The sequence below is a fragment of the Rhizobium sp. AC44/96 genome (assembly GCF_001692185.1).
Lineage (GTDB): Bacteria > Pseudomonadota > Alphaproteobacteria > Rhizobiales > Rhizobiaceae > Rhizobium.
This window is the reverse complement of sequence record NZ_LXKO01000037.1, coordinates 24,807-42,630: the sequence shown is the minus strand read 5'-3', so window position 1 is coordinate 42,630 and position 17,824 is coordinate 24,807. Positions and strand designations below refer to the sequence as shown.

General features: G+C 60.9%; 17 protein-coding genes and 2 riboswitches. Of the genes, 8 read left to right on the top strand and 9 right to left on the bottom strand.

All coding sequences use genetic code 11. The features are described 5' to 3' along the window. Positions 1 to 324: 324 nt before the first annotated feature. The gene (locus tag A6U87_RS24005; RefSeq protein WP_065693836.1) at positions 325 to 1,305 is read right to left on the bottom strand and encodes an AraC family transcriptional regulator; all 981 of its coding nucleotides are present in this window, start codon (positions 1,303 to 1,305) and stop codon (positions 325 to 327) included. 124 nt (positions 1,306 to 1,429) lie between these two features. Between A6U87_RS24005 and A6U87_RS24000 the strand changes: the two genes are divergently transcribed. From A6U87_RS24000 to A6U87_RS23985, 4 genes are all read left to right on the top strand, one after another. Continuing rightward, on the top strand, positions 1,430 to 2,455 hold the full coding sequence (locus A6U87_RS24000) for an aldehyde reductase (protein ID WP_065694091.1): 1,026 nt from the start codon (positions 1,430 to 1,432) through the stop codon (positions 2,453 to 2,455). 276 nt (positions 2,456 to 2,731) lie between these two features. After that, positions 2,732 to 3,364 carry a CatB-related O-acetyltransferase gene (locus A6U87_RS23995; protein ID WP_065693835.1) on the top strand — a complete coding sequence of 211 codons (633 nt, stop codon included), beginning with the start codon at positions 2,732 to 2,734 and terminating at the stop codon, positions 3,362 to 3,364. 281 nt (positions 3,365 to 3,645) lie between these two features. After that, positions 3,646 to 4,860 (top strand): alpha/beta hydrolase, encoded by a 1,215-nt coding sequence (locus tag A6U87_RS23990; protein ID WP_065693834.1) that lies wholly within the window; start codon positions 3,646 to 3,648, stop codon positions 4,858 to 4,860. 149 nt (positions 4,861 to 5,009) lie between these two features. After that, on the top strand, positions 5,010 to 6,734 hold the full coding sequence (locus A6U87_RS23985; RefSeq protein ID WP_065693833.1) for a SulP family inorganic anion transporter: 1,725 nt from the start codon (positions 5,010 to 5,012) through the stop codon (positions 6,732 to 6,734). Positions 6,735 to 6,777: 43 nt separating this feature from the next. Here A6U87_RS23985 and A6U87_RS23980 read toward each other — a convergent pair whose 3' ends face one another. Beyond that, positions 6,778 to 7,701 carry a DMT family transporter gene (locus A6U87_RS23980; RefSeq protein WP_083199669.1) on the bottom strand — a complete coding sequence of 308 codons (924 nt, stop codon included), beginning with the start codon at positions 7,699 to 7,701 and terminating at the stop codon, positions 6,778 to 6,780. A gap of 219 nt (positions 7,702 to 7,920) precedes the next feature. Between A6U87_RS23980 and A6U87_RS23975 the strand changes: the two genes are divergently transcribed. The 4 genes from A6U87_RS23975 to A6U87_RS30610 all read left to right on the top strand — a co-directional run bounded on the left by A6U87_RS23975 (position 7,921) and on the right by A6U87_RS30610 (position 10,174). Continuing rightward, entirely contained in the window at positions 7,921 to 8,796 is an 876-nt protein-coding gene (locus A6U87_RS23975) for an amino acid ABC transporter substrate-binding protein (RefSeq protein ID WP_244499565.1), read from the top strand. A 110-nt stretch (positions 8,797 to 8,906) separates the two neighbouring features. Continuing rightward, on the top strand, positions 8,907 to 9,260 hold the full coding sequence (locus A6U87_RS23970; protein ID WP_141684043.1) for a hypothetical protein: 354 nt from the start codon (positions 8,907 to 8,909) through the stop codon (positions 9,258 to 9,260). A gap of 150 nt (positions 9,261 to 9,410) precedes the next feature. Beyond that, positions 9,411 to 9,983 (top strand): cation transporter, encoded by a 573-nt coding sequence (locus A6U87_RS23965; RefSeq protein ID WP_065693829.1) that lies wholly within the window; start codon positions 9,411 to 9,413, stop codon positions 9,981 to 9,983. A 65-nt stretch (positions 9,984 to 10,048) separates the two neighbouring features. Further along, positions 10,049 to 10,174, top strand: a complete 126-nt coding sequence (locus tag A6U87_RS30610) for a hypothetical protein (RefSeq protein ID WP_275078420.1) — start codon at positions 10,049 to 10,051, stop codon at positions 10,172 to 10,174. A gap of 151 nt (positions 10,175 to 10,325) precedes the next feature. On the opposite strand, the gene A6U87_RS23960 is transcribed toward A6U87_RS30610, so the two are convergent. The 7 genes from A6U87_RS23960 to A6U87_RS23930 all read right to left on the bottom strand — a co-directional run bounded on the left by A6U87_RS23960 (position 10,326) and on the right by A6U87_RS23930 (position 17,788). Beyond that, complete coding sequence (locus tag A6U87_RS23960; protein WP_244499564.1) at positions 10,326 to 11,354, bottom strand: hypothetical protein; 1,029 nt, start codon at positions 11,352 to 11,354, stop codon at positions 10,326 to 10,328. Between the two features lie 360 nt (positions 11,355 to 11,714). After that, positions 11,715 to 11,987: a DUF982 domain-containing protein gene (locus A6U87_RS23955; RefSeq protein WP_065693827.1), complete on the bottom strand. Its 273-nt coding sequence runs from the start codon at positions 11,985 to 11,987 to the stop codon at positions 11,715 to 11,717. A gap of 39 nt (positions 11,988 to 12,026) precedes the next feature. Beyond that, positions 12,027 to 12,674 (bottom strand): alpha/beta hydrolase, encoded by a 648-nt coding sequence (locus A6U87_RS23950; protein WP_065693826.1) that lies wholly within the window; start codon positions 12,672 to 12,674, stop codon positions 12,027 to 12,029. A 106-nt stretch (positions 12,675 to 12,780) separates the two neighbouring features. Beyond that, on the bottom strand, positions 12,781 to 15,645 hold the full coding sequence (gene gcvP / locus A6U87_RS23945) for an aminomethyl-transferring glycine dehydrogenase (RefSeq protein ID WP_065693825.1): 2,865 nt from the start codon (positions 15,643 to 15,645) through the stop codon (positions 12,781 to 12,783). Further along, complete coding sequence (gcvH, locus tag A6U87_RS23940; protein WP_065693824.1) at positions 15,645 to 16,007, bottom strand: glycine cleavage system protein GcvH; 363 nt, start codon at positions 16,005 to 16,007, stop codon at positions 15,645 to 15,647. Before gcvH ends, gcvP begins: the two co-directional genes overlap by 1 nt. Positions 16,008 to 16,030: 23 nt before the next feature. Then, a complete protein-coding gene (gene gcvT, locus A6U87_RS23935) occupies positions 16,031 to 17,167 on the bottom strand; it encodes a glycine cleavage system aminomethyltransferase GcvT (RefSeq protein WP_065693823.1) in 1,137 nt (378 codons plus the stop codon). A 73-nt stretch (positions 17,168 to 17,240) separates the two neighbouring features. After that, a riboswitch (glycine riboswitch) is annotated at positions 17,241 to 17,322 on the bottom strand. 3 nt (positions 17,323 to 17,325) lie between these two features. Further along, a riboswitch (glycine riboswitch) is annotated at positions 17,326 to 17,413 on the bottom strand. 105 nt (positions 17,414 to 17,518) lie between these two features. Further along, positions 17,519 to 17,788: a hypothetical protein gene (locus A6U87_RS23930; protein ID WP_065693822.1), complete on the bottom strand. Its 270-nt coding sequence runs from the start codon at positions 17,786 to 17,788 to the stop codon at positions 17,519 to 17,521. Between the last annotated feature and the right edge of the window lie 36 nt (positions 17,789 to 17,824).

Sequence of the window (17,824 nt, the reverse complement as noted above, 5' to 3'; positions counted from 1 at the left end):
CGCCAAGATGGGCTGCCAACAAGCCATAGTGATACATACCTCCGCGTGGGCGAAAGTACTCGATGGCTGTGCTCGAATGCCGAGGCGTTGCCGTGCCACAGCTAAGCGAACTAAGGTTCCGTAGCTTTTCCCGTGGTACAGCGGGAAAGTCCGGCTGTTCGTCTATCCATAAGCGAATTCTGAATGAGGAACGCTCAAAATTATACTCAGCCAACCAAGTCTCCTGTTTCGCCTAGGTCTGGATGCGATGTGGTCACGGCAGTCATGTTTCATGGTGAACGGTATGCAGCATCGTTGACGCAAGGGTATCCTGCCGTAAAGCAGTCAGGGCTCTGAAGAGGCATCGCTGAGTTCGCTTGCATGGAACTCTTTCGAGGCGTCGCCATTCGACGCGAGCAGCGCTGAACGATATGCGGTCGGTGAGCTGCCCTTGATGCGTTTGAATGCGTTGCTGAATGCGCTTTCGGAGGTATAGCCGAGCGACCGGGCGACCGAAGCCACGGCTGTCCGCTCTTCTCGCAGGGCGCGCTGGGCAAGGTGCATTCGCCATTCGGTCAGGTAGGTTAGGGGCGCGACGCCCGCGACCGTCTTGAAGTGGGATGCGAAAGACGTTCGCGACATCGCGCATGATTTCGCGAGGTCCTCCAGATGCCATGCCCGAGCCGGATCGCCATGCATCAGGCGGAGCGCTGGCGCGACGCGGGGATCAGCCAAGGCGCGCAACCAGCCAGCGGGCATGAGGCTCGATGTGTTGAGGTGCGAGCGCAGGATCTCGATGAAGAGCAGCTGCGTCAACTGCGCCGAGGCGAGTTGCGCGCCCGGCTGCCCGACATCCCGTTCTTCGATGAGCCGATCGAGAAGCCAACGGAAGACGGTTGCCTGCGGCGATGCGGCCCGCGTGTGGATCCATGTGGGCAATATGTCCGCCAGCAGCCCGCCACGCGTCGGATCGAGCATCACATGGCCGCCGATATGCGCGAAGTCGCTGCCGTCGCCAAGCGTTGCCATCGTCCTGCCCTTGCCGGAAAACAGCTCCATGGCGTCGACAGCCTCAACGCTCGGGTCGCTGGCAAGCACGAAGCTCCGCCGTTTCGCCAGCAGGCCGACGTCGCCGGTTTCGAAGTGGATCGGTTCGGCCTCGCCCTCGACCGTTGCCCAGCAACTGCCTTTCACCACGGCAAAGAACTTGATCTTGTCTCGTCCGGGAAAGCGGATCGCCCAGGGGCCGCCAGCGGTGAAACCGCCGGTAACGGCTGCCTCGGCGTTGGTGAGTTTGAGGACGTCGGAAAAGGGATCAATGGACATTTCCGTACTATCGCGCAAGCTATGCGTATTTTCAGGCATTCACAGTACAGGCGCGGATGCCTACCTTCCGGTCAACAAGACAGGCCGCAGCAAAATGCGGCCAAATTCAACTATGAGGCATGACATGACCGACAAGCTTCTACTCGTCACCGGTGGCACCGGTTTCATCGCGCAATATTGCATGCTGGCGCTGCTGAACGCGGGCTACCGGGTGCGCACCACCATCCGCTCGCCTGAACGGGAAGAGGAGGTGCGGCAGTATCTTAAGGTGGGTGGCGTGGACGCTGGAGACCGGCTGTCCTTCGTGATCGCCAATCTCACGGATGATTACGGCTGGCCGGAGGCTGTCGCCGGATGCGCCTACGTCATGCACGGCGCGTCGCCGACGCCTTCCGGCGACCAGATGCGCGAAGAGGATTGGATCGGACCAGCTGTTGACGGAAATCTCAGGGTGCTGGGCGCAGCGCGCGACGCTGGGGTGAGGCGCGTTGTGTTGACCTCGGCCTTCGGGGCCATCGGCGTCGGCCACGGGCCGGACTACCGCAGGCCATTCGACGAGGCGGACTGGAGCGATCTCACCCGCAATGTTGGGCCCTATCAGAAATCGAAGACCCTTGCTGAGCGCGCCGCCTGGGACTTCATCGCGCGGGAGGGCAATGGCCTGGAACTGACGACGGTCAATCCGGTTGCCGTCTACGGCCCGGCTCTAGGGGCGGATTATTCCCATTCCATCCGGTTGATCGCCAACATGCTGAAAGGGCAACCGGGGTGCGTGAACGTCAATTCCTGCTGCGTCGACGTGCGGGACGTGGCGGACCTGCATCTGCGCGCCATGACCGACCCCGCGGCCAATGGCGAACGGTTTCTCGCCACTGTCGGTGAGAGCCTATGGATGGTCGAGGTTGCGGAGCTGTTGCGCCAACGCCTTGGCAAGGTCGCTGAAAACGTATCGACGCAGGTTTGGCCCGACGAACAGGTGCGCATCGCCGGTGAAACCAACGCGCAGCTCAAGGCGGTGGTCCCGCTGCTTGGCTACGACATGAATGCTACGGGCAAGAAAGCCGAGCGTCTTCTCGGCTGGGCTCCCCGGTCGAGGGAAGAGGCGATCATTTCCTGCGCCGAAAGCTTGATCCGGCTCGGTCTGGTCTAGGCTGGAGAGATGTGGGCGCTTGCACTGGTGCGATTTGCAAAGCGCTGCCGGCTCCGGCCCGCTCTCGCTGAGCACCAAACATAGATGCCGGATGTCGCGTGCAGACCAGATATTCGGGCGTCGAGGATGCGACATCAACATTATTCATGAGAGCGATAGACGGCTCACGATGGATTGCGCAGCTGAGAGGCAATAGCCTGATCGAGCTGAAATCAGCCCGCCGGCGCAACCAGATCGTGCTTCGGCGTGGTTTGCAACATGTTGAAAAGGTTCTCCATGCCTCTTCTCGACGCGACCGCTGTTCACCCGATTACCTTGCCCGACGGCACCATATACTGGGATACGGTGTACCTGAAGAACGTCATCGACCATCCGCGCATGGAGGTCGGTGACTTCAGCTATTACACGCACTCTGGAAAGCCGGAAGACACCGCACGGGTTCTGGCCCCTTACCTCGGCCAAGGCGTTCGCGAGCGACTGGTGATCGGCAAATTCGTTCAGATTGCCCGGGGAAGCTATTTCATCACCAGTTCGGCCAATCATCCAATGAACGGCTTCACCACCTATCCATTTCTCATCTTCAAGCCCGAGACCTTCGGTTACAAGGATCTGCCTGTCAAAGACACGGTTGTGGGCCATGACGTCTGGATTGGGCAGAACGCGACGATTATGCCGGGTGTCCATATCGGTGCGGGCGCGATAGTTGCTGCCGCTTCGGTCGTTACCCGCGACGTACCGCCGTACGCGGTTGTGGGCGGAAATCCGGCGGCGATTATCCGGATGCGTTATCCAGACGAGATCGTCGCGGAGCTTCTCGAGATCGCTTGGTGGGATTGGCCGATCGACAAGATCGAAGCCAACATAGCGGCGCTCAGCAGCGGGGACATGGCGGCACTCAGGTTGGCTTGAGTGGCGAAAACCTGCCACATCTGCGACTAGGGACGACGCATTCAACGAGACCCGGAGGGTCCGCCGCGCCGCTGCGTAAGCATGCCCGTCTGCGTCCCTTAAGATCAGCACCAGCCAATGATGGATCGTAAGAAGCGTCCGTCTGTAAGCGTGGCAAATCCGCATCATGAAGGGCTCCAGCAGTACAGATAATACGTGATGCTACAGGCCCAGTGCCGTGTGAGCTGCTAGCGTCCAGTTGTGAAAGCCCGACCTCCCAGGGCAATAGCTGGAATGCGTGTATGGTAAAACGTAGTGTACCCTTTCTTCTGCTGCTTCTGACGAGTTGCGGCCATCCGGATGGCGTGATGACGCCCGTTGCGATCTCTGCATCTGCTCCGCCGACGTCCAAGGTCGCTATGCTGGTTGCGACGACCCGCGAGCCCTCCGGAGATCCCGGTACGCTATTCAACGGTGAGCGCAGCGCGAAGCCGCACCTCACGCAAATTACGGTCTCGATCCCGCCGAAACGCGAACCGGGCACCGTCCAGTGGCCGAAGCAAATTCCGCCCAATCCGGCGACCGATTTTGCTGTGACGAACGTCCAGCAGATAGACACCGTCGAACAGGGAAGGGCGTGGTTTGGACAGCACGTGAACGGCGGGCATGCACTCGTTTTCATTCACGGCTTCAACAATACCTATGAGGATTCGGTCTTCCGGCTGGCGCAGATCGTGAACGACAGCAAGATGCAGGCGACGCCGGTGCTTTTCACCTGGCCGTCGCGAGCTGAAATCACGGCGTACCAATACGACAAGGAAAGCACCAACTATTCCCGAACCGCACTGGAGCAGGCACTTCGCACGCTCGCCGCCGACCCTGATGTCAAAGACATCACCGTCATGGCGCACTCAATGGGCACCTGGCTTGCGATGGAATCACTGCGGCAGATGGGGATCCGCGATGGCCACGTCGATCCGAAGATCCACAACGTGATCCTGGCTTCCCCGGATATCGACATTCAAGTCTTCGCAAAGCAGTTCGTCGAGATGGGCGAGCCGCGACCGAAGTTCACGATCTTTGTATCGCAGGATGACAAAGCGCTTGCTGTCTCAAGCTTCATTACCGGGCGCGTCTCCCGTCTGGGCGCTATCAATCCAGCCGAAGAACCGTACCGATCGAAGCTTGAAAAAGCCGGCATCACGGCGATCGATTTGACGAAGGTAAAGACCGGGGATGGGTTGAACCACGGCAAGTTTGCAGAGAGCCCGGAGATCGTTCAGCTAATCGGCCAGCGGCTGATGACTGGCCAGACGCTCACGGATTCGAAGGTGACGCTCGGCCAAGGCATTACGGCCGTAGTTGGGGGGACAGTGACGAACATCGGCACGGTGGCAGCGGCGACCGTCGCGGCTCCGGTCACGATCATGGAACAGCCGCTCCAGAAGAGGCGAAAGCCACTGCCGGCGGACGAAACCCTCGGCGGCGATCTGAAACCTCAGACGTTGACACAATAGAGGCGCGACATGAAGTGGTCGTGCCTTCCTGTCCAGACACTGCCTTCTATTGTCCAGTCGCGCTGGGTTCAGCGTCATGCTACAAATCCCCTTGGAGGAGGCGTCTGGCCAATCGTCATTTGTGACGGGAATGGAGCGGCGCGAACCACATGTCTGAGTTAGCACAAAAAGGTGTCCTTCGCTGGGTGCCGGGGGTTCAAGCTCTCAGACAGTACAAACCCGGCTTAATCGTCCATGATGTCACTGCGGGCGTTGTTCTCGCGACGATGCTGGTGCCGGTCGGTATCGCTTACGCCGTGGCATCCGGGGTGCCGGGTATCTACGGCCTTTATGCGACCATCGTGCCCTTGCTCGCCTATGCCATCTTCGGCCCGAGCCGGATATTGGTGCTTGGACCCGACTCGGCGCTCGCCACGGTCATTCTAGGCACCGTTCTGCCGCTTTCGGGAGGAGACCCTGCACGCGCCATCGCCCTGGCGGCCGCAATGGCGATTGTGTCGGGGCTAGTCTGTATTCTGGCCGGATTTGCCCGGCTTGGGTTCATCACCGAACTGCTTTCGAAGCCCATACGCTATGGCTACATGAACGGCATAGCACTGACCGTCATCATCAGTCAGACACCGAAGCTTCTCGGCTTCTCGATTGAAAAAGGAGGCCCGCTGCAGGATCTGTGGGCAATCGCACAAGGAATTCTTGCCGGGCGGATCAATTGGGCGGCCTTCGCATTGGGTGGGGGAGCGCTGGCCCTCATTCTTGTGCTGAAACGGTTCAAGCATGTGCCAGGCATTCTCATTGCAGTGATTATCGCAACTGTGGTCGTGGGAGTGCTGCAGCTGGCAGATCGTGAGGTGGTCTCCGTTCTCGGGCCGTTGCCGGCGGGCCTCCCTACCTTCCGGATACCCCTGATTGGCGTCTCGGATATCGGCCCGGTATTGGTCGGCGGGTTTGCGACTGCGATGGTGTCCTTTGCCGATACGAGCGTGCTGTCGCGGGTCTATGCCGCGCGGATGGGCTATCGGGTTGATCCCAACCAGGAGATGGTTGCGCTCGGTGCCTCCAATCTCGCGGCCGGATTGTTCCAGGGATTTCCGATCAGCAGCAGTTCTTCTCGTACACCCGTCGCCGAAGCCGCCGGGGCCAGGACGCAGATGACTGGCGTCGTCGGCGCAATCGCTGTCGCGCTGTTGCTGCTCCTTGCTCCGAAGCTTCTCCAGAATTTGCCGGACGCAACGCTTGCGGCAGTCGTTCTCAGCGCCGCGATCGGACTCTTCGAGTTCTCCGACCTCAAGCGGATCTACCGCATCCAGCGTTGGGAATTCTGGCTGTCGATGCTGTGTTTCGCCGGTGTGGCGATCTTCGGCGCAATTCCGGGGATAGGGATCGCGGTGGTTATGGCGGTCATCGAGTTCCTGTGGGATGGCTGGCGCCCGCGCTCGGCCGTTCTCGGCAACGCCGGTGCCAACGGCTATGTCGATGTGATCAGACATCCGGAGGCTCGGCGTATCAAGGGCCTCTTGCTCTTCCGTTTGGACGCGCCCCTGTTCTTTGCTAATGCCGAACTCTTCAAGGAGCGGGTGAGCCAGGCGCTAGAGGTCGCCCCTGAGCGGGTGAACTGGGTGGTCATCGCCGCGGAACCAATCACCAGCGTCGATGTTACATCTTCGGACAGTCTCATCGAATTCATCGGCGATCTTCGAGCAATGGGCGTAACGTTCTGCTTTGCCGAGCTCAGCGATGAGGTGAAAGGCAAATTGAAACGTTTTGGCGTGTTCGAGGAAATAGGCGAGGCGCAATTTTTCCCGACGCTCGGAGCCGCGGAACGCGCTTATGTCGAAACCTACGAGCTTGATGGGGAGCAGAACAGGAAGCCGTAGGCGCTTGATGGTTCCGGCAAGCACGGAGTTTTTGCGCCATCCCTCACGCGATGCTGATCAGCGCCGTCCCGACGATGGCCAGTGCTGCTCCACACCAGGCATGGACGCGTGGCATCTGGCCGCTTCGCAGCCACACCATTGGCAGGATGACGACGGGTGTCATGGAGGATAACGTCGAGACGATGCCGACGTTTCCTGTTCTGAGCGCTGCCATCAGCAAGGACATGCCGAGAGCCGTGCCGAAGAATGCTGCGGTGACGGCGATGCCGAGGTCGGCCTTGCGAAACGCCGTCAGCTCCCGCCGGATTTTCGGCAAGGCGAGCAATGCCCAGAAGAACAGCACGGCCAGGCTGGACCGCACGGCCATGGCCGCAAAGGGATCTACGCCTGACGCCATAGCAGGGCGGGCGAGGAGGCTTCCCAGGGCCTGACCGAAGGCGGTGAGCACGCCGAGCGAGATGCCGAGCAGAGAGGGCGACGGGCCGCTGGCCGGAACGGATTCGATCGGCTCGGCGTCCGCAATCGGTATCATTGCCGGCGGCCGGCGCCGGCGAACGCCGATTGCGATCACAATGCCGGCAAGGATCAATGCGACACCCACGGCTTGAGTAGCGCTTATCGTCTCGCCGAAAGCAAGGTAGCCCATGATTAGCGCGAAGGGGGAGGTCAAGGAAAAGAGCAAGGCCGTGAGGCGTGGTCCTGCCGTATAGATCGCAGCGAAATAGGTTGTGCTTGCAAGCGCGATGCCAAAGACGCCCGAGGCGGCCAAGTTTCCCACCTGCCACAATCCCAGGGTGGCCCAGCCTCCGGTGATGGTCGCAACCCCCGCCGTTATTGCGAAGCCTGCCGTGACTTGCCAGCGAGCGAGCCGCATCAGCGGCACGCGACCGTTTAACTCACTGATGAACATGGAGCTCAGCGCAATGCATACGGCTGAGCTAAGTGCTAACGCTTCTGATACAAACATCGACCGGCCACCTCGGTCGGCAGCAATGGAATGCCGTCGATGTTCTGTCAATGCGGTCGACGAGGCTGCTTAGACCACCCGGCGGTGTAGCTCTCATCAGGCCTGCAAGAATGCTAGCGGTGCGCTTCGGTTGACAAATGGCCGGCAGCCCATAATCTGCGTGCATACTCTCGAGATTGCCCGTTTTCGGCGATGAGGATCATGCCCATGGCGCAGTGCATGAGACGGTTTCTGCTGCTGAATCTTGTCCTTTGGCTTTCTGCTGTCGCGGCGGGCGCTGCGACACTCGACACGATCGCCCAGCGCGGCAGTGTTCGCATCGGCTTTATTGCCGACGAGGCGCCTTTTTCCTCAAGCAAGCCGGGCGCCGATCCAAAAGGCTACGCGATCGACCTTTGCGGCAAGATCGCCGATGCAATCGAGGGGCAGGTCCCGCAGCTGAAGCGCGAATACATCGAGAAGACGCTGGCCAACGGCTTCGACGCCGTGAAGAACGGCGATGTCGACCTGCTCTGCGGGGCTGTCACCGTCAACCTGAAACGGCGGGAAATCGTCGATTTCTCGCAACCGATCTTCCTCACCGGCGCGACGGCGCTGCTGCGCAAGGATTCGCCCAACTACCTGCAGACGCTCTTTCTCGAAAAGCCGGCCGTTCGCGCCGTCAGCGACCATGTCGCCTCCACCCGCATAATCGGTGTCCGAGCGAGCACGACGACGGGAACGACGCTGCGAGACGCACTGGCAACCCAGGTGTCAAAGACGAAGCTTGCTGATTTCCCGACGCACGAGGACGGGCTTGCTGCGCTGGAGAGCCACAAGATCGATGCCTACATCGCCGATCAGGTATTGCTCACCAGCCTGGCCAAGCGGGCGCGCGATCCATCCGCGCTGGAGATCGGCGACCGCCTGTTTACCCACGAACCCTATGCGATCGCAATGCGGCGCGACGACGCCAACTTCCGCCTGCTGGCCGATCGTGCCCTGACGGCATTCTATCTCTCGGAAGAATTTCTGCCGATGCTGGAGAACTATTTCGGATCGGAGGCGGCGCCGATGCTGCACACGCAGATCATCATGGAGCACGTGCCGGATTGATATCGATTATATCACGCCGAAGTCCAGGCGCCGGTGTCCGGATCGGCTCTGCGTGGCTTTATGGCTGCTTGCGCCGCCAAGCCGGTTTCTCTGGTCTGATCGTTTTTCTGTTGGGTATCGCTCCCAGCTATGCGGCGGAACAGAGTTTCGCGGGGCGCTGGAGCGAACCGGGACAAGCGTCGTCCTCAGTCGGCGTCATTCAGTATGGCCAGACAGTTGCCATTTTCGGCAGGGCCGGCTGGTCGATGGCGGTGATCGAGCCCGGATCCGATGGCATGCTGGCCTCTGGCGTGGGCAGATGGACTTTCGAAGCAAACAGTCCGGCAGTCTCTGTGCATGTGCGGATTGGCGGACGGGACGATCGCCTCTACCTCTTGATCACAACCGAAGACGCGGACGCTCCAGCTGAGCTCAAGGTCATCATGGAGCCATTCGAACCGAAGGCGGCCGCACGGAAGGCATGACTGTTTTGGGCCGGACAGCACCTCGGGCAAAAATGCCGTCTATCGAGCTCGCAAACACACCTCGTCTCCAATTGTTGAATCGTATACAGCAGGCGGCCCCCGTTTTGATCGCCACTTCTGAAGGCAGGTATCTTGCAGCCGATTGACCCTATGCTCCGGCGCGCCGTGTTTATCGTTGCGCTCGCGAATCTTGCCTATTTTGGCTTCGAGTTCGTCATTGCCCTGCGGATTGGCTCGGCTTCACTGCTGGCTGACAGTGCCGATTTTTTCGAGGATGCCTGCGTCAACCTCCTCATCTTCTTCGCCATGGCATGGTCAGCGCGCAATCGTGCGCGGGTGGGCATGGCAATGGCGCTGATCCTTCTCCTGCCGGCCCTGGCCTTCCTCTGGACCGCCTGGCAAAAGGTTCTCGCTCCAGTGCCGCCGGAACCACTCTCGCTTGGTTTGACCGGTCTGGGTGCCTTGGCAGTGAACCTTGCTTGCGCCTTTCTACTCTCCGCTTATCGCCATGCCAGCGGCTCACTGACGCGGGCGGCGTTCCTGTCGGCTCGCAATGATGCTTTTGCCAATATCGCCATCATCGCGGCGGGCCTTGTCACGGCCTACCTCTGGTCCTCGGCATGGCCGGACCTCATCGTGGGCCTTGGAATTGCGTATATGAACCTCGACGCAGCCAAAGAGGTCTGGAGAGCCGCACGGGAAGAACATCAGGCGGCTGCCTGACGGCGGCTTTTGAGCGATAGAAGGCGAAATTTGCCGATTTTGCCACGCATGAGGACGGGCCTGGAGTGCTGGAGAAGCACAAGACCGATGCCTACATCGCCTGCTCGTCCGCGAACCCCTCTGCGAGCGCGCTGCGCAGCGACTACGCCGACTTCCGTCTGCTGAGCGATAGCGCTTTGCCTGCTTGCTAGCTGTCGGGAGATCCTTGCCGATTATGGGACGCTTGTCGGACCGGAGGCGGCACCGATGCTGCACACTCAGATCCTCGTGAAGCATGTGCCCGATTGATGGAATTCAAGGAGCGATCTGGCGCTCATGCAGCCGCATTGCGCACGCAGCGGCTTAAGTGAAGTAGTTTACGACGAGTGGATCAAGCCGGCGTATCTGCCGTAGAACTTGATAATATCTGGACGAGCGGGAAACGATGTAGCGCGGCGTTGTCTCGCCGCCAAAGCCTGAAAAGAACAGGATCGCTCCCTTGCTGCTAACCCCGTCGAAATCAAAGACGAGCCCCATGGACGACGCCATTTGGATTGCGCTCCAAATCAGCAACGGAATTGCGCCATTGCCACTGTCGATGCTGCGCGTCGACATCAAGTAGTAACACGCCCGTCGGTCCCAAACGCAAAGGATCGCTGCCTTGGTGGCGCCCTGTTGGTCCTCTGCAGCCCAGATGCAACCGCGCCCACGCGCCAGCGCCTTCGTCATGATATCGGTGCAAATTGCAAAATCGATATTTGCACAGATGCCCCTGGCCGCAAGATTACCTTTCGAAAAGTGGATGAACTCTTCCGGCTCCATGTTCATGCGAACGCGGAGCGACTCTTCGGCGCGCCGGATGACGTTCCGCGTCTTGTCGCGCATGGATTCCCAGATCGTGCATGCGGGAGCCGCTGTCACTTCGAAGGTAAATTGAACAAAAACGTCATAGCCTTCGGCCTGGAACGGCAATGCATCTCGCACGCCCTTATGCAGTTTCTGGCGAAAGGACGAGAGAGGCGGCAACTTTCGAATGAGCTCTTGGGTGATGTTCTGGCGCTTGACTGAACGGTTTGTGACCTTACCTGTGCCGTCATCTATTCCTGGTCCGAGGAAATGGGTCAGGGTCGGCATGTTGGAGTTGGTTATCCCATAACGCTGCGCAACCAGATACGGCATTCGCCCGACCGTACGGCCGCCGTCTGCCACCTCGACGTAGTTCACGCGCCCGCGCGTGGCGGCGTCCAACCACCACTCTTCGTGGAAAATCGTGGGGACTAACGGATCATCGAAACCGCTGAAAACAGCGCTCGTTGCAACTGCCAGATCAGGACGCGAGTGCAGTTCCATCAAGTCCAAAACACCAAATATAGATGCTGTTGATCCGAACAATGCATTAATGATGAGACACTAATACTGTTAATCAATTGAAAAGTCAAAATATTCATAGATACGATAATGTATCGTATCGAGAATAGAGTAGAAATAGGTGTCTTGCCGTCACGTAACATGACACAACGAGAAATCGTGGACGCATTTCGCAGCGTTTCCCGACGCAATACGAATTGCAACTCATCCGGTTACGCTTCCGATCGAGAGAGCTGATACGAGGCGACAAAGGTAGAAGCGCATGTTCGCGATAGCGATCGCGGCTTCGGCGTCTAGTCAGGAGAATTTCAGGATAGTTGAACGCGCACCGCAATGATCGCCTTGTCAAACCTCACAGCGGTCTTTGGCATCGCTCGGCGCGCCTCACTCGGCTTTCATATCGATCCCGGCCTCGATGGCAGCGGCGATGAAAGCCTTGCGGGCGTCCTCGTTTGTGCGTTTGCCTTTGATGACGTCGGCGCAGATGAGCAGAGCCTTGTCGAGCGCCGGACCGTCTTCCGTCGGCCAGTCCTCGATCATTGCCCAGGACGCCGCCTGCGTAGTGGCGATGGTAACGTACTGGCCGGGCTCTTCAAATGCGAGCATTACAGGCTTCGACCAGGGCTGCTGGGTGAGATCGCCGTCGGATTTTGCCATGGGACTGGTCGCCTGTTCTCTTGGAAAGTGTGGCGTTCCTTAGCGGGGCTGTTTCTCCACGACAAGCGGAAAGAACGTTTGCGCGAGCCAGTCTCCGATGATGGCGGACTCGCGGTCGTGAAGATCGTGACCGGTGGGCGAGGTGTGGCTGACAACACTGGCTCCGGCGCCCTGGAACTGCGCCGCCACGCGGATGGCGTCCTCAGGCGCACGGCGGTCGTCATATTCGCCGGCGAGAACCAAAATCGGTTTAGCCGGCATGTCGGGCACGAGCGTATCGAGGTCCGGCGATAATGGGCGGATGAGGATAGCACCCGCGGCGCATGCGGGATCGCGGATCAGGAGGGAGGCAGCGATGATCGCGCCGTTCGAGAAGCCCACGAGGATTGGCGGGTGGGTGATCAGACCTGTTTCGAGAGCGGTCGCGATGAAGTCATGGAGACGTCCGGTCTGCAGCGCGAGGTCGACTCTGTCGAGCGTGCGGTCGGCGTTGCGGCGGAAAAAGGCGTAGCCACCGTCCCAGTCGATGCCACCGCGCAGTGACAGGTATGGCCGGCCTAGCGCTGCATTGCCGGCCAGTGGCAGCAACTCGGTCTCGTCGCGGCTGCTGCCGTGCAGGAGGAGGAGCGGTGGTCGGTCGCCGGTGGCTACCGAGCGGACATAATGGAAGGCTTGGTGTTCCGGCATGGCGCGTGCTGGTCTCGTGTTTATGCAGCCTTGTAAGTCCGGGCATCTGCCGGGCGAGCAGGTAGCAAAACGCCCGGACAAAGCCGGGCGTTTCGATGTCGTGTCCTTACTCGGCCGCTTCGGCGTAGGCTTCCAGCGGCGGGCAAGTGCAGATCAGGTTGCGGTCGCCGAAGACGTTGTCGACGCGGTTGACCGGGGACCAGTACTTGTCCACGCGGAAGGCGCCGGGGGGGAAGCAGGCCTGTTCGCGCGAATAGGGGCGATCCCATTCGCCGACCAGGTCTTCGACCGTGTGCGGGGCGTTCTTCAGCGGGTTGTTGGTCTTGTCGGAGCGGCCTTCCTCGATGTCGCGGGCTTCCTGGCGGATCGCCAGCATGGCCTCGCAGAAGCGGTCGAGTTCGGCCTTGGTTTCCGATTCAGTCGGCTCGATCATCAGCGTGCCTGCTACCGGCCAGCTCATGGTCGGCGCGTGGAAGCCGCAGTCGATCAGGCGCTTGGCGACGTCGTCGACGGTCACGCCGGCGCTGTCGACCAGCGGGCGGGTGTCGATGATGCACTCATGCGCCACGCGGCCTGCCTCGGACTTGTAGAGCACGTCGTAGGCGCCCTTCAGCCGGGCGGCGATGTAGTTGGCGTTGAGGATCGCCACCTTGGTCGCCTGCGTCAGGCCTTCGCCGCCCATCATCAGGCAGTAGCTCCAGGAGATCGGCAGGATGGATGCCGAGCCGAAGGCTGCTGCCGACACGGCACCCGAGCGTCCGTCGCTCTCGGGGTGACCCGGGAGGAAAGGAGCGAGGTGCACCTTGACGCCGATCGGGCCCATGCCGGGACCGCCGCCGCCATGCGGGATGCAGAAGGTCTTGTGCAGGTTGAGGTGGCTGACGTCGGAGCCGATGTCACCAGGGCGGGACAGGCCGACCATGGCGTTCATGTTGGCGCCGTCGAGATAGACCTGGCCGCCATGCTTGTGCACGAGATCGCAGATCTCCTTCACCGTTTCCTCGAACACGCCATGCGTCGAAGGGTAGGTGATCATGCAGCAGGAGAGGTTGTCCGCATGCTGCTCGGCCTTGGCGCGGAAGTCGTCGAGGTCGATGTCGCCGTTGTCGCGAACCTTGACGACCACGACCTTCATGCCGACCATCTGGGCCGAGGCCGGGTTGGTGCCGTGCGCCGAGGTCGGGATCAGGCAGACGTCGCGATGGCCGTTGCCGTTGGCGATGTGGTAGTTGCGGATCGTGAGCAGTCCCGCATATTCGCCCTGCGCGCCGGAGTTCGGCTGCATGGAGAAGGCATCGTAGCCGGTGACGGCGCAGAACTTTTCGGTCAGGTCGTCGATCATCTCGCGATAACCGAGGGCCTGATCAGCCGGCACGAAGGGATGGATATCCGAAAACTCGGGCCAGGTGATCGGCAGCATTTCCGCCGTGGCATTGAGTTTCATCGTGCAGGAACCTAGTGGGATCATCGATCGGTCGAGCGCCAGATCGCGGTCCGACAGACGACGGATGTAACGCGTCATCTCGCTTTCGGCGCGGTTCATGTGGAAGATCGGATGCGTGAGATACTCGCTGGTGCGGGCAAGGCCCTTCGGCAGGCGGTAGCTCGGCTCGAAATCGGCGACGGCGAAGTTGCCGCCAAAGGCGCGCCAGACGGCTTCCAGCGTCGCAGGGCGGGTGCGCTCGTCGAGCGACATGCCGATCTTGGTGGCGCCGACCTTGCGCAGGTTGACACCTTCGGCGACGGCGGCGCGAAGGATGACGCCCTGCATGTGGCCGACGTCGACGGTGATGGTGTCGAAGAAGGTTTCAGGCTCGATGGTGTAGCCGAGCTTTTCCAGGCCCTTGGCCATCAGCACGGCCTTCTGGTGGACCTGCTGGGCGATCGCCTTGATCCCCTTGGGGCCATGGAATACGGCGTACATCGAGGCCATGACGGCGAGCAGAACCTGCGCGGTGCAGATGTTCGACGTCGCCTTTTCGCGGCGGATGTGCTGTTCGCGGGTCTGCAGCGACAGGCGGTAGGCGCGGTTGCCGCGGGCATCGACCGAAACGCCGACCAGACGGCCGGGCATGGAGCGCTTGTGGGCGTCCTTGACCGACATGTAGGCCGCATGCGGTCCGCCGTAGCCGACGGGAACGCCGAAGCGCTGCGACGAGCCGATGGCGATGTCGGCGCCCATTTCGCCTGGCGACTTCAGAAGCGTCAGCGCCAGGATGTCGGCGGCGACGATGGCGATTGCGCCGGTCTGGTGCAGGCGCGAGATCAGGCCGGTGAAATCATGCACATGGCCGTGCGTGCCAGGATACTGGAAGATGGCACCGAAGACGTCGACTGGGTCGAGATCGGTGAAGGGGTTGCCGATGACGACGCTCCAGCCGAGCGGCTCGGCGCGGGTCTTGATCAGCTCGATCGTCTGCGGATGGCAGGCGGCGTCGACGAAGAAGGCCTTGGCCTTCGACTTCGAGACGCGCTCTGCCATCGCCATGCCTTCGGCGGCAGCCGTTGCTTCATCAAGCAGCGAGGCGTTGGCGACGTCGAGGCCGGTCAGGTCGCAGATCATCGTCTGGTAATTCAGGAGCGCCTCGAGGCGGCCCTGGGAGATTTCCGGCTGGTAGGGCGTGTAGGCCGTGTACCAGGCGGGGTTTTCCAGGATGTTGCGCTGGATGACCGGCGGCGTAATCGTGCCGTAATAACCCTGGCCGATCAGCGAGGTCAGGACCTTGTTCTTGTTGGCGGTTTCGCGCAGCTTGTCCAGCGCCTCGCGCTCCGTCATCGGCGCGCCCCAGAGGAGCGGCGCCTTCTGGCGGATGGAGGGCGGGACGGTCGCGTCGATCAGCCCGTCGAGGCTGTTATAGCCGATGACCTTGAGCATATCGGTCATTTCGGCCGGGGAAGGGCCGATGTGACGACGATTGGCGAAGTCGTAGGGCTGGTAGTCGGTAAACTGGAATTCGGTCGGCGTCGTCATTACGCGGTGAGCTCCTTATAGGCCGCTTCGTCGAGCAGGCCATCGGCATCGGCGGCATTGGCGAGCTTCAGCTTGAAGAACCAGCCGGCGCCTTGCGGGTCGGAATTGACCAGCGACGGATCGGCGACGATGGCCGGGTTCACTTCGGTGATCTCGCCATCCAGCGGACAATAGACGTCGGAAGCAGCCTTCACGGATTCGACCGTTGCTGCGTTGTCGTTCTTGCCGAAAGTCGCGCCAACTTCAGGCAGTTCGACGAAAACGAGGTCGCCGAGCTGGTCGACGGCATAATTGGTGATCCCGACCGTCGCGACGCCGCCTTCGATCTTCAGCCACTCGTGTTCTTCGGTAAATTTCAGCATTGTTTGTCCTCTCTGGAAATGGTTCAGCGTTTGTAGGTCGGCGCAACGAAGGGCAAGGCACTGACGGTGACCGGCAGATACTTGCCACGTACCTCGGCGTAGATTTCGGTACCCGGTGCGGCGTAGGAAACGGGCACATAGCCCATGGCAACGGGGCCTTCGACACTCGGGCCGAAGCCACCTGACGTAACTTCGCCGATCTCGGTCTTGCCCTCGGCATCGGCATAAAGCTTGGCATGGCCACGCACGGGTGCCTTGCCTTCGGGCTTCAGACCGACGCGGCGGCGGGGCGCGCCATTGTCGAGCTCGGAGAGGACGCGTGCGGCACCGGGGAAGCCGCCGGCGCGGGCGCCGCCTGTCTTGCGGGCTTTCTGCATGGCCCATTCGAGGGCTGCTTCGACCGGCGTCGTCGTGGTGTCGATGTCGTTGCCATAGAGGCAAAGCCCGGCTTCCAGGCGCAGGCTGTCGCGGGCGCCGAGCCCGATCGGCTCGACGTCGGGATGCTCAAGCAACCGCTTGGTGACATCCTCGGCCTTGTCAGCGGGAATGGAGATCTCGAAGCCGTCTTCGCCGCTGTAGCCGGAACGCGAGACGAGACAGGAGACGTCGTGCAGGCGGCAGTGGCGGACGTCCATGAACTTCATGGCGGCGACATCGGCCCAGAGTTCGGCAAGGACTTCGACAGCGCGAGGGCCCTGCAGAGCGATCAGCGCGCGGTCGAGCACCGTAATGTCGCAGGTGGCGGAGAGGTGCTTCTCAAGATGCGCGACGTCGGCGTCCTTGCAGGCGGCGTTGACGACGACGAAGAGGTGGTCGTCGAGATGGGTAATCATCAGGTCGTCGAGGATGCCGCCGTTTTCATCGGTGAAGAAACCGTAGCGCTGGCGTCCCTCGGCGAGGCCGAGGATATCGACGGGAACGAGGCTTTCCAGCGCAAGCGCGACGTCTTCATACTTGCCCGACTTCGCCTTGATGACGACCTGGCCCATGTGGGAGACATCGAAGAGACCGGCGGCTGCGCGGGTCTGCAGATGTTCCTTCATGACGCCGGCCGGATATTGCACCGGCATGTCATAGCCCGCGAAGGGTACCATGCGGGCGCCGAGCGACAGGTGCAGGTCATGCAGAGGGGTTTTTTTCAGGGCAGCAGTATCGTCCAAGGACGCCTCCGGGGTTTGCGCGTGGATTCCATGCGCGGGCTCAAATCTGAAGACGCGACTGCGCCTTGTCTTTCGAGCCCCCTCTGTCCCTTTGCCTGAGATTGTTATCCCTTCGGCGCGCGTTTCAAAGAACGCATCTCTCCAGAGTTCCGTCTGCCCCTTGCTGGTCCTTTGGCCTGAGAGTTTCCGGGGCGGTTGCTCCTTCGGCACCGATCGCGACAGACCGGCTTCTCCCAACAGGGTCGAGCGCAATTATCTGGCGATGGCGGTGCTTGGCAAGGGGGAATGTCGCCGCCGAACAAATTTTTGTCGCGGGCCTCCGGGTGCGAACAAACGAGCCCGGGTTTTCTATCAGTCTTCTTCGTAGAACTTGAGGGCCTGCTTCAAACCGGCCTGCGGTTGCCTCTGTCCCATCGTCATCAGATCGAGAGCAACTTCGGTGGAGTGAATGATGCTCGTCGGTTCGTCGACGTCCTGACCGCTGTCGGCCTTCGCCTGCCGTTCGGCCAGACGGCGCGCTTCCTTGGCTGCCGTGCTCGTTGCAACACGCTGCGGGATGCGCAGTGTTTCTATCGCCGCTGCGGCGGTGCTTGCTGAAATGGAACCAACTAGAACTGTCATAGGACAGATTTACACTTGCGCGGGTTTTCGCCTCGC

Bases quoted from the DNA above. Each gene is read 5' to 3' on its own strand.
- A6U87_RS24005 (WP_065693836.1), bottom strand. From the start codon at position 1,305: ATGTCCATTGATCCCTTTTCCGACGTCCTCAAACTCACCAACGCCGAG.
- A6U87_RS24000 (WP_065694091.1), top strand. From the start codon at position 1,430: ATGACCGACAAGCTTCTACTCGTCACCGGTGGCACCGGTTTCATCGCG.
- A6U87_RS23995 (WP_065693835.1), top strand. From the start codon at position 2,732: ATGCCTCTTCTCGACGCGACCGCTGTTCACCCGATTACCTTGCCCGAC.
- A6U87_RS23990 (WP_065693834.1), top strand. From the start codon at position 3,646: ATGGTAAAACGTAGTGTACCCTTTCTTCTGCTGCTTCTGACGAGTTGC.
- A6U87_RS23985 (WP_065693833.1), top strand. From the start codon at position 5,010: ATGTCTGAGTTAGCACAAAAAGGTGTCCTTCGCTGGGTGCCGGGGGTT.
- A6U87_RS23980 (WP_083199669.1), bottom strand. From the start codon at position 7,701: ATGTTTGTATCAGAAGCGTTAGCACTTAGCTCAGCCGTATGCATTGCG.
- A6U87_RS23975 (WP_244499565.1), top strand. From the start codon at position 7,921: ATGAGACGGTTTCTGCTGCTGAATCTTGTCCTTTGGCTTTCTGCTGTC.
- A6U87_RS23965 (WP_065693829.1), top strand. From the start codon at position 9,411: ATGCTCCGGCGCGCCGTGTTTATCGTTGCGCTCGCGAATCTTGCCTAT.
- A6U87_RS23955 (WP_065693827.1), bottom strand. From the start codon at position 11,987: ATGGCAAAATCCGACGGCGATCTCACCCAGCAGCCCTGGTCGAAGCCT.
- A6U87_RS23950 (WP_065693826.1), bottom strand. From the start codon at position 12,674: ATGCCGGAACACCAAGCCTTCCATTATGTCCGCTCGGTAGCCACCGGC.
- gcvP (WP_065693825.1), bottom strand. From the start codon at position 15,645: ATGACGACGCCGACCGAATTCCAGTTTACCGACTACCAGCCCTACGAC.
- gcvH (WP_065693824.1), bottom strand. From the start codon at position 16,007: ATGCTGAAATTTACCGAAGAACACGAGTGGCTGAAGATCGAAGGCGGC.
- A6U87_RS23930 (WP_065693822.1), bottom strand. From the start codon at position 17,788: ATGACAGTTCTAGTTGGTTCCATTTCAGCAAGCACCGCCGCAGCGGCG.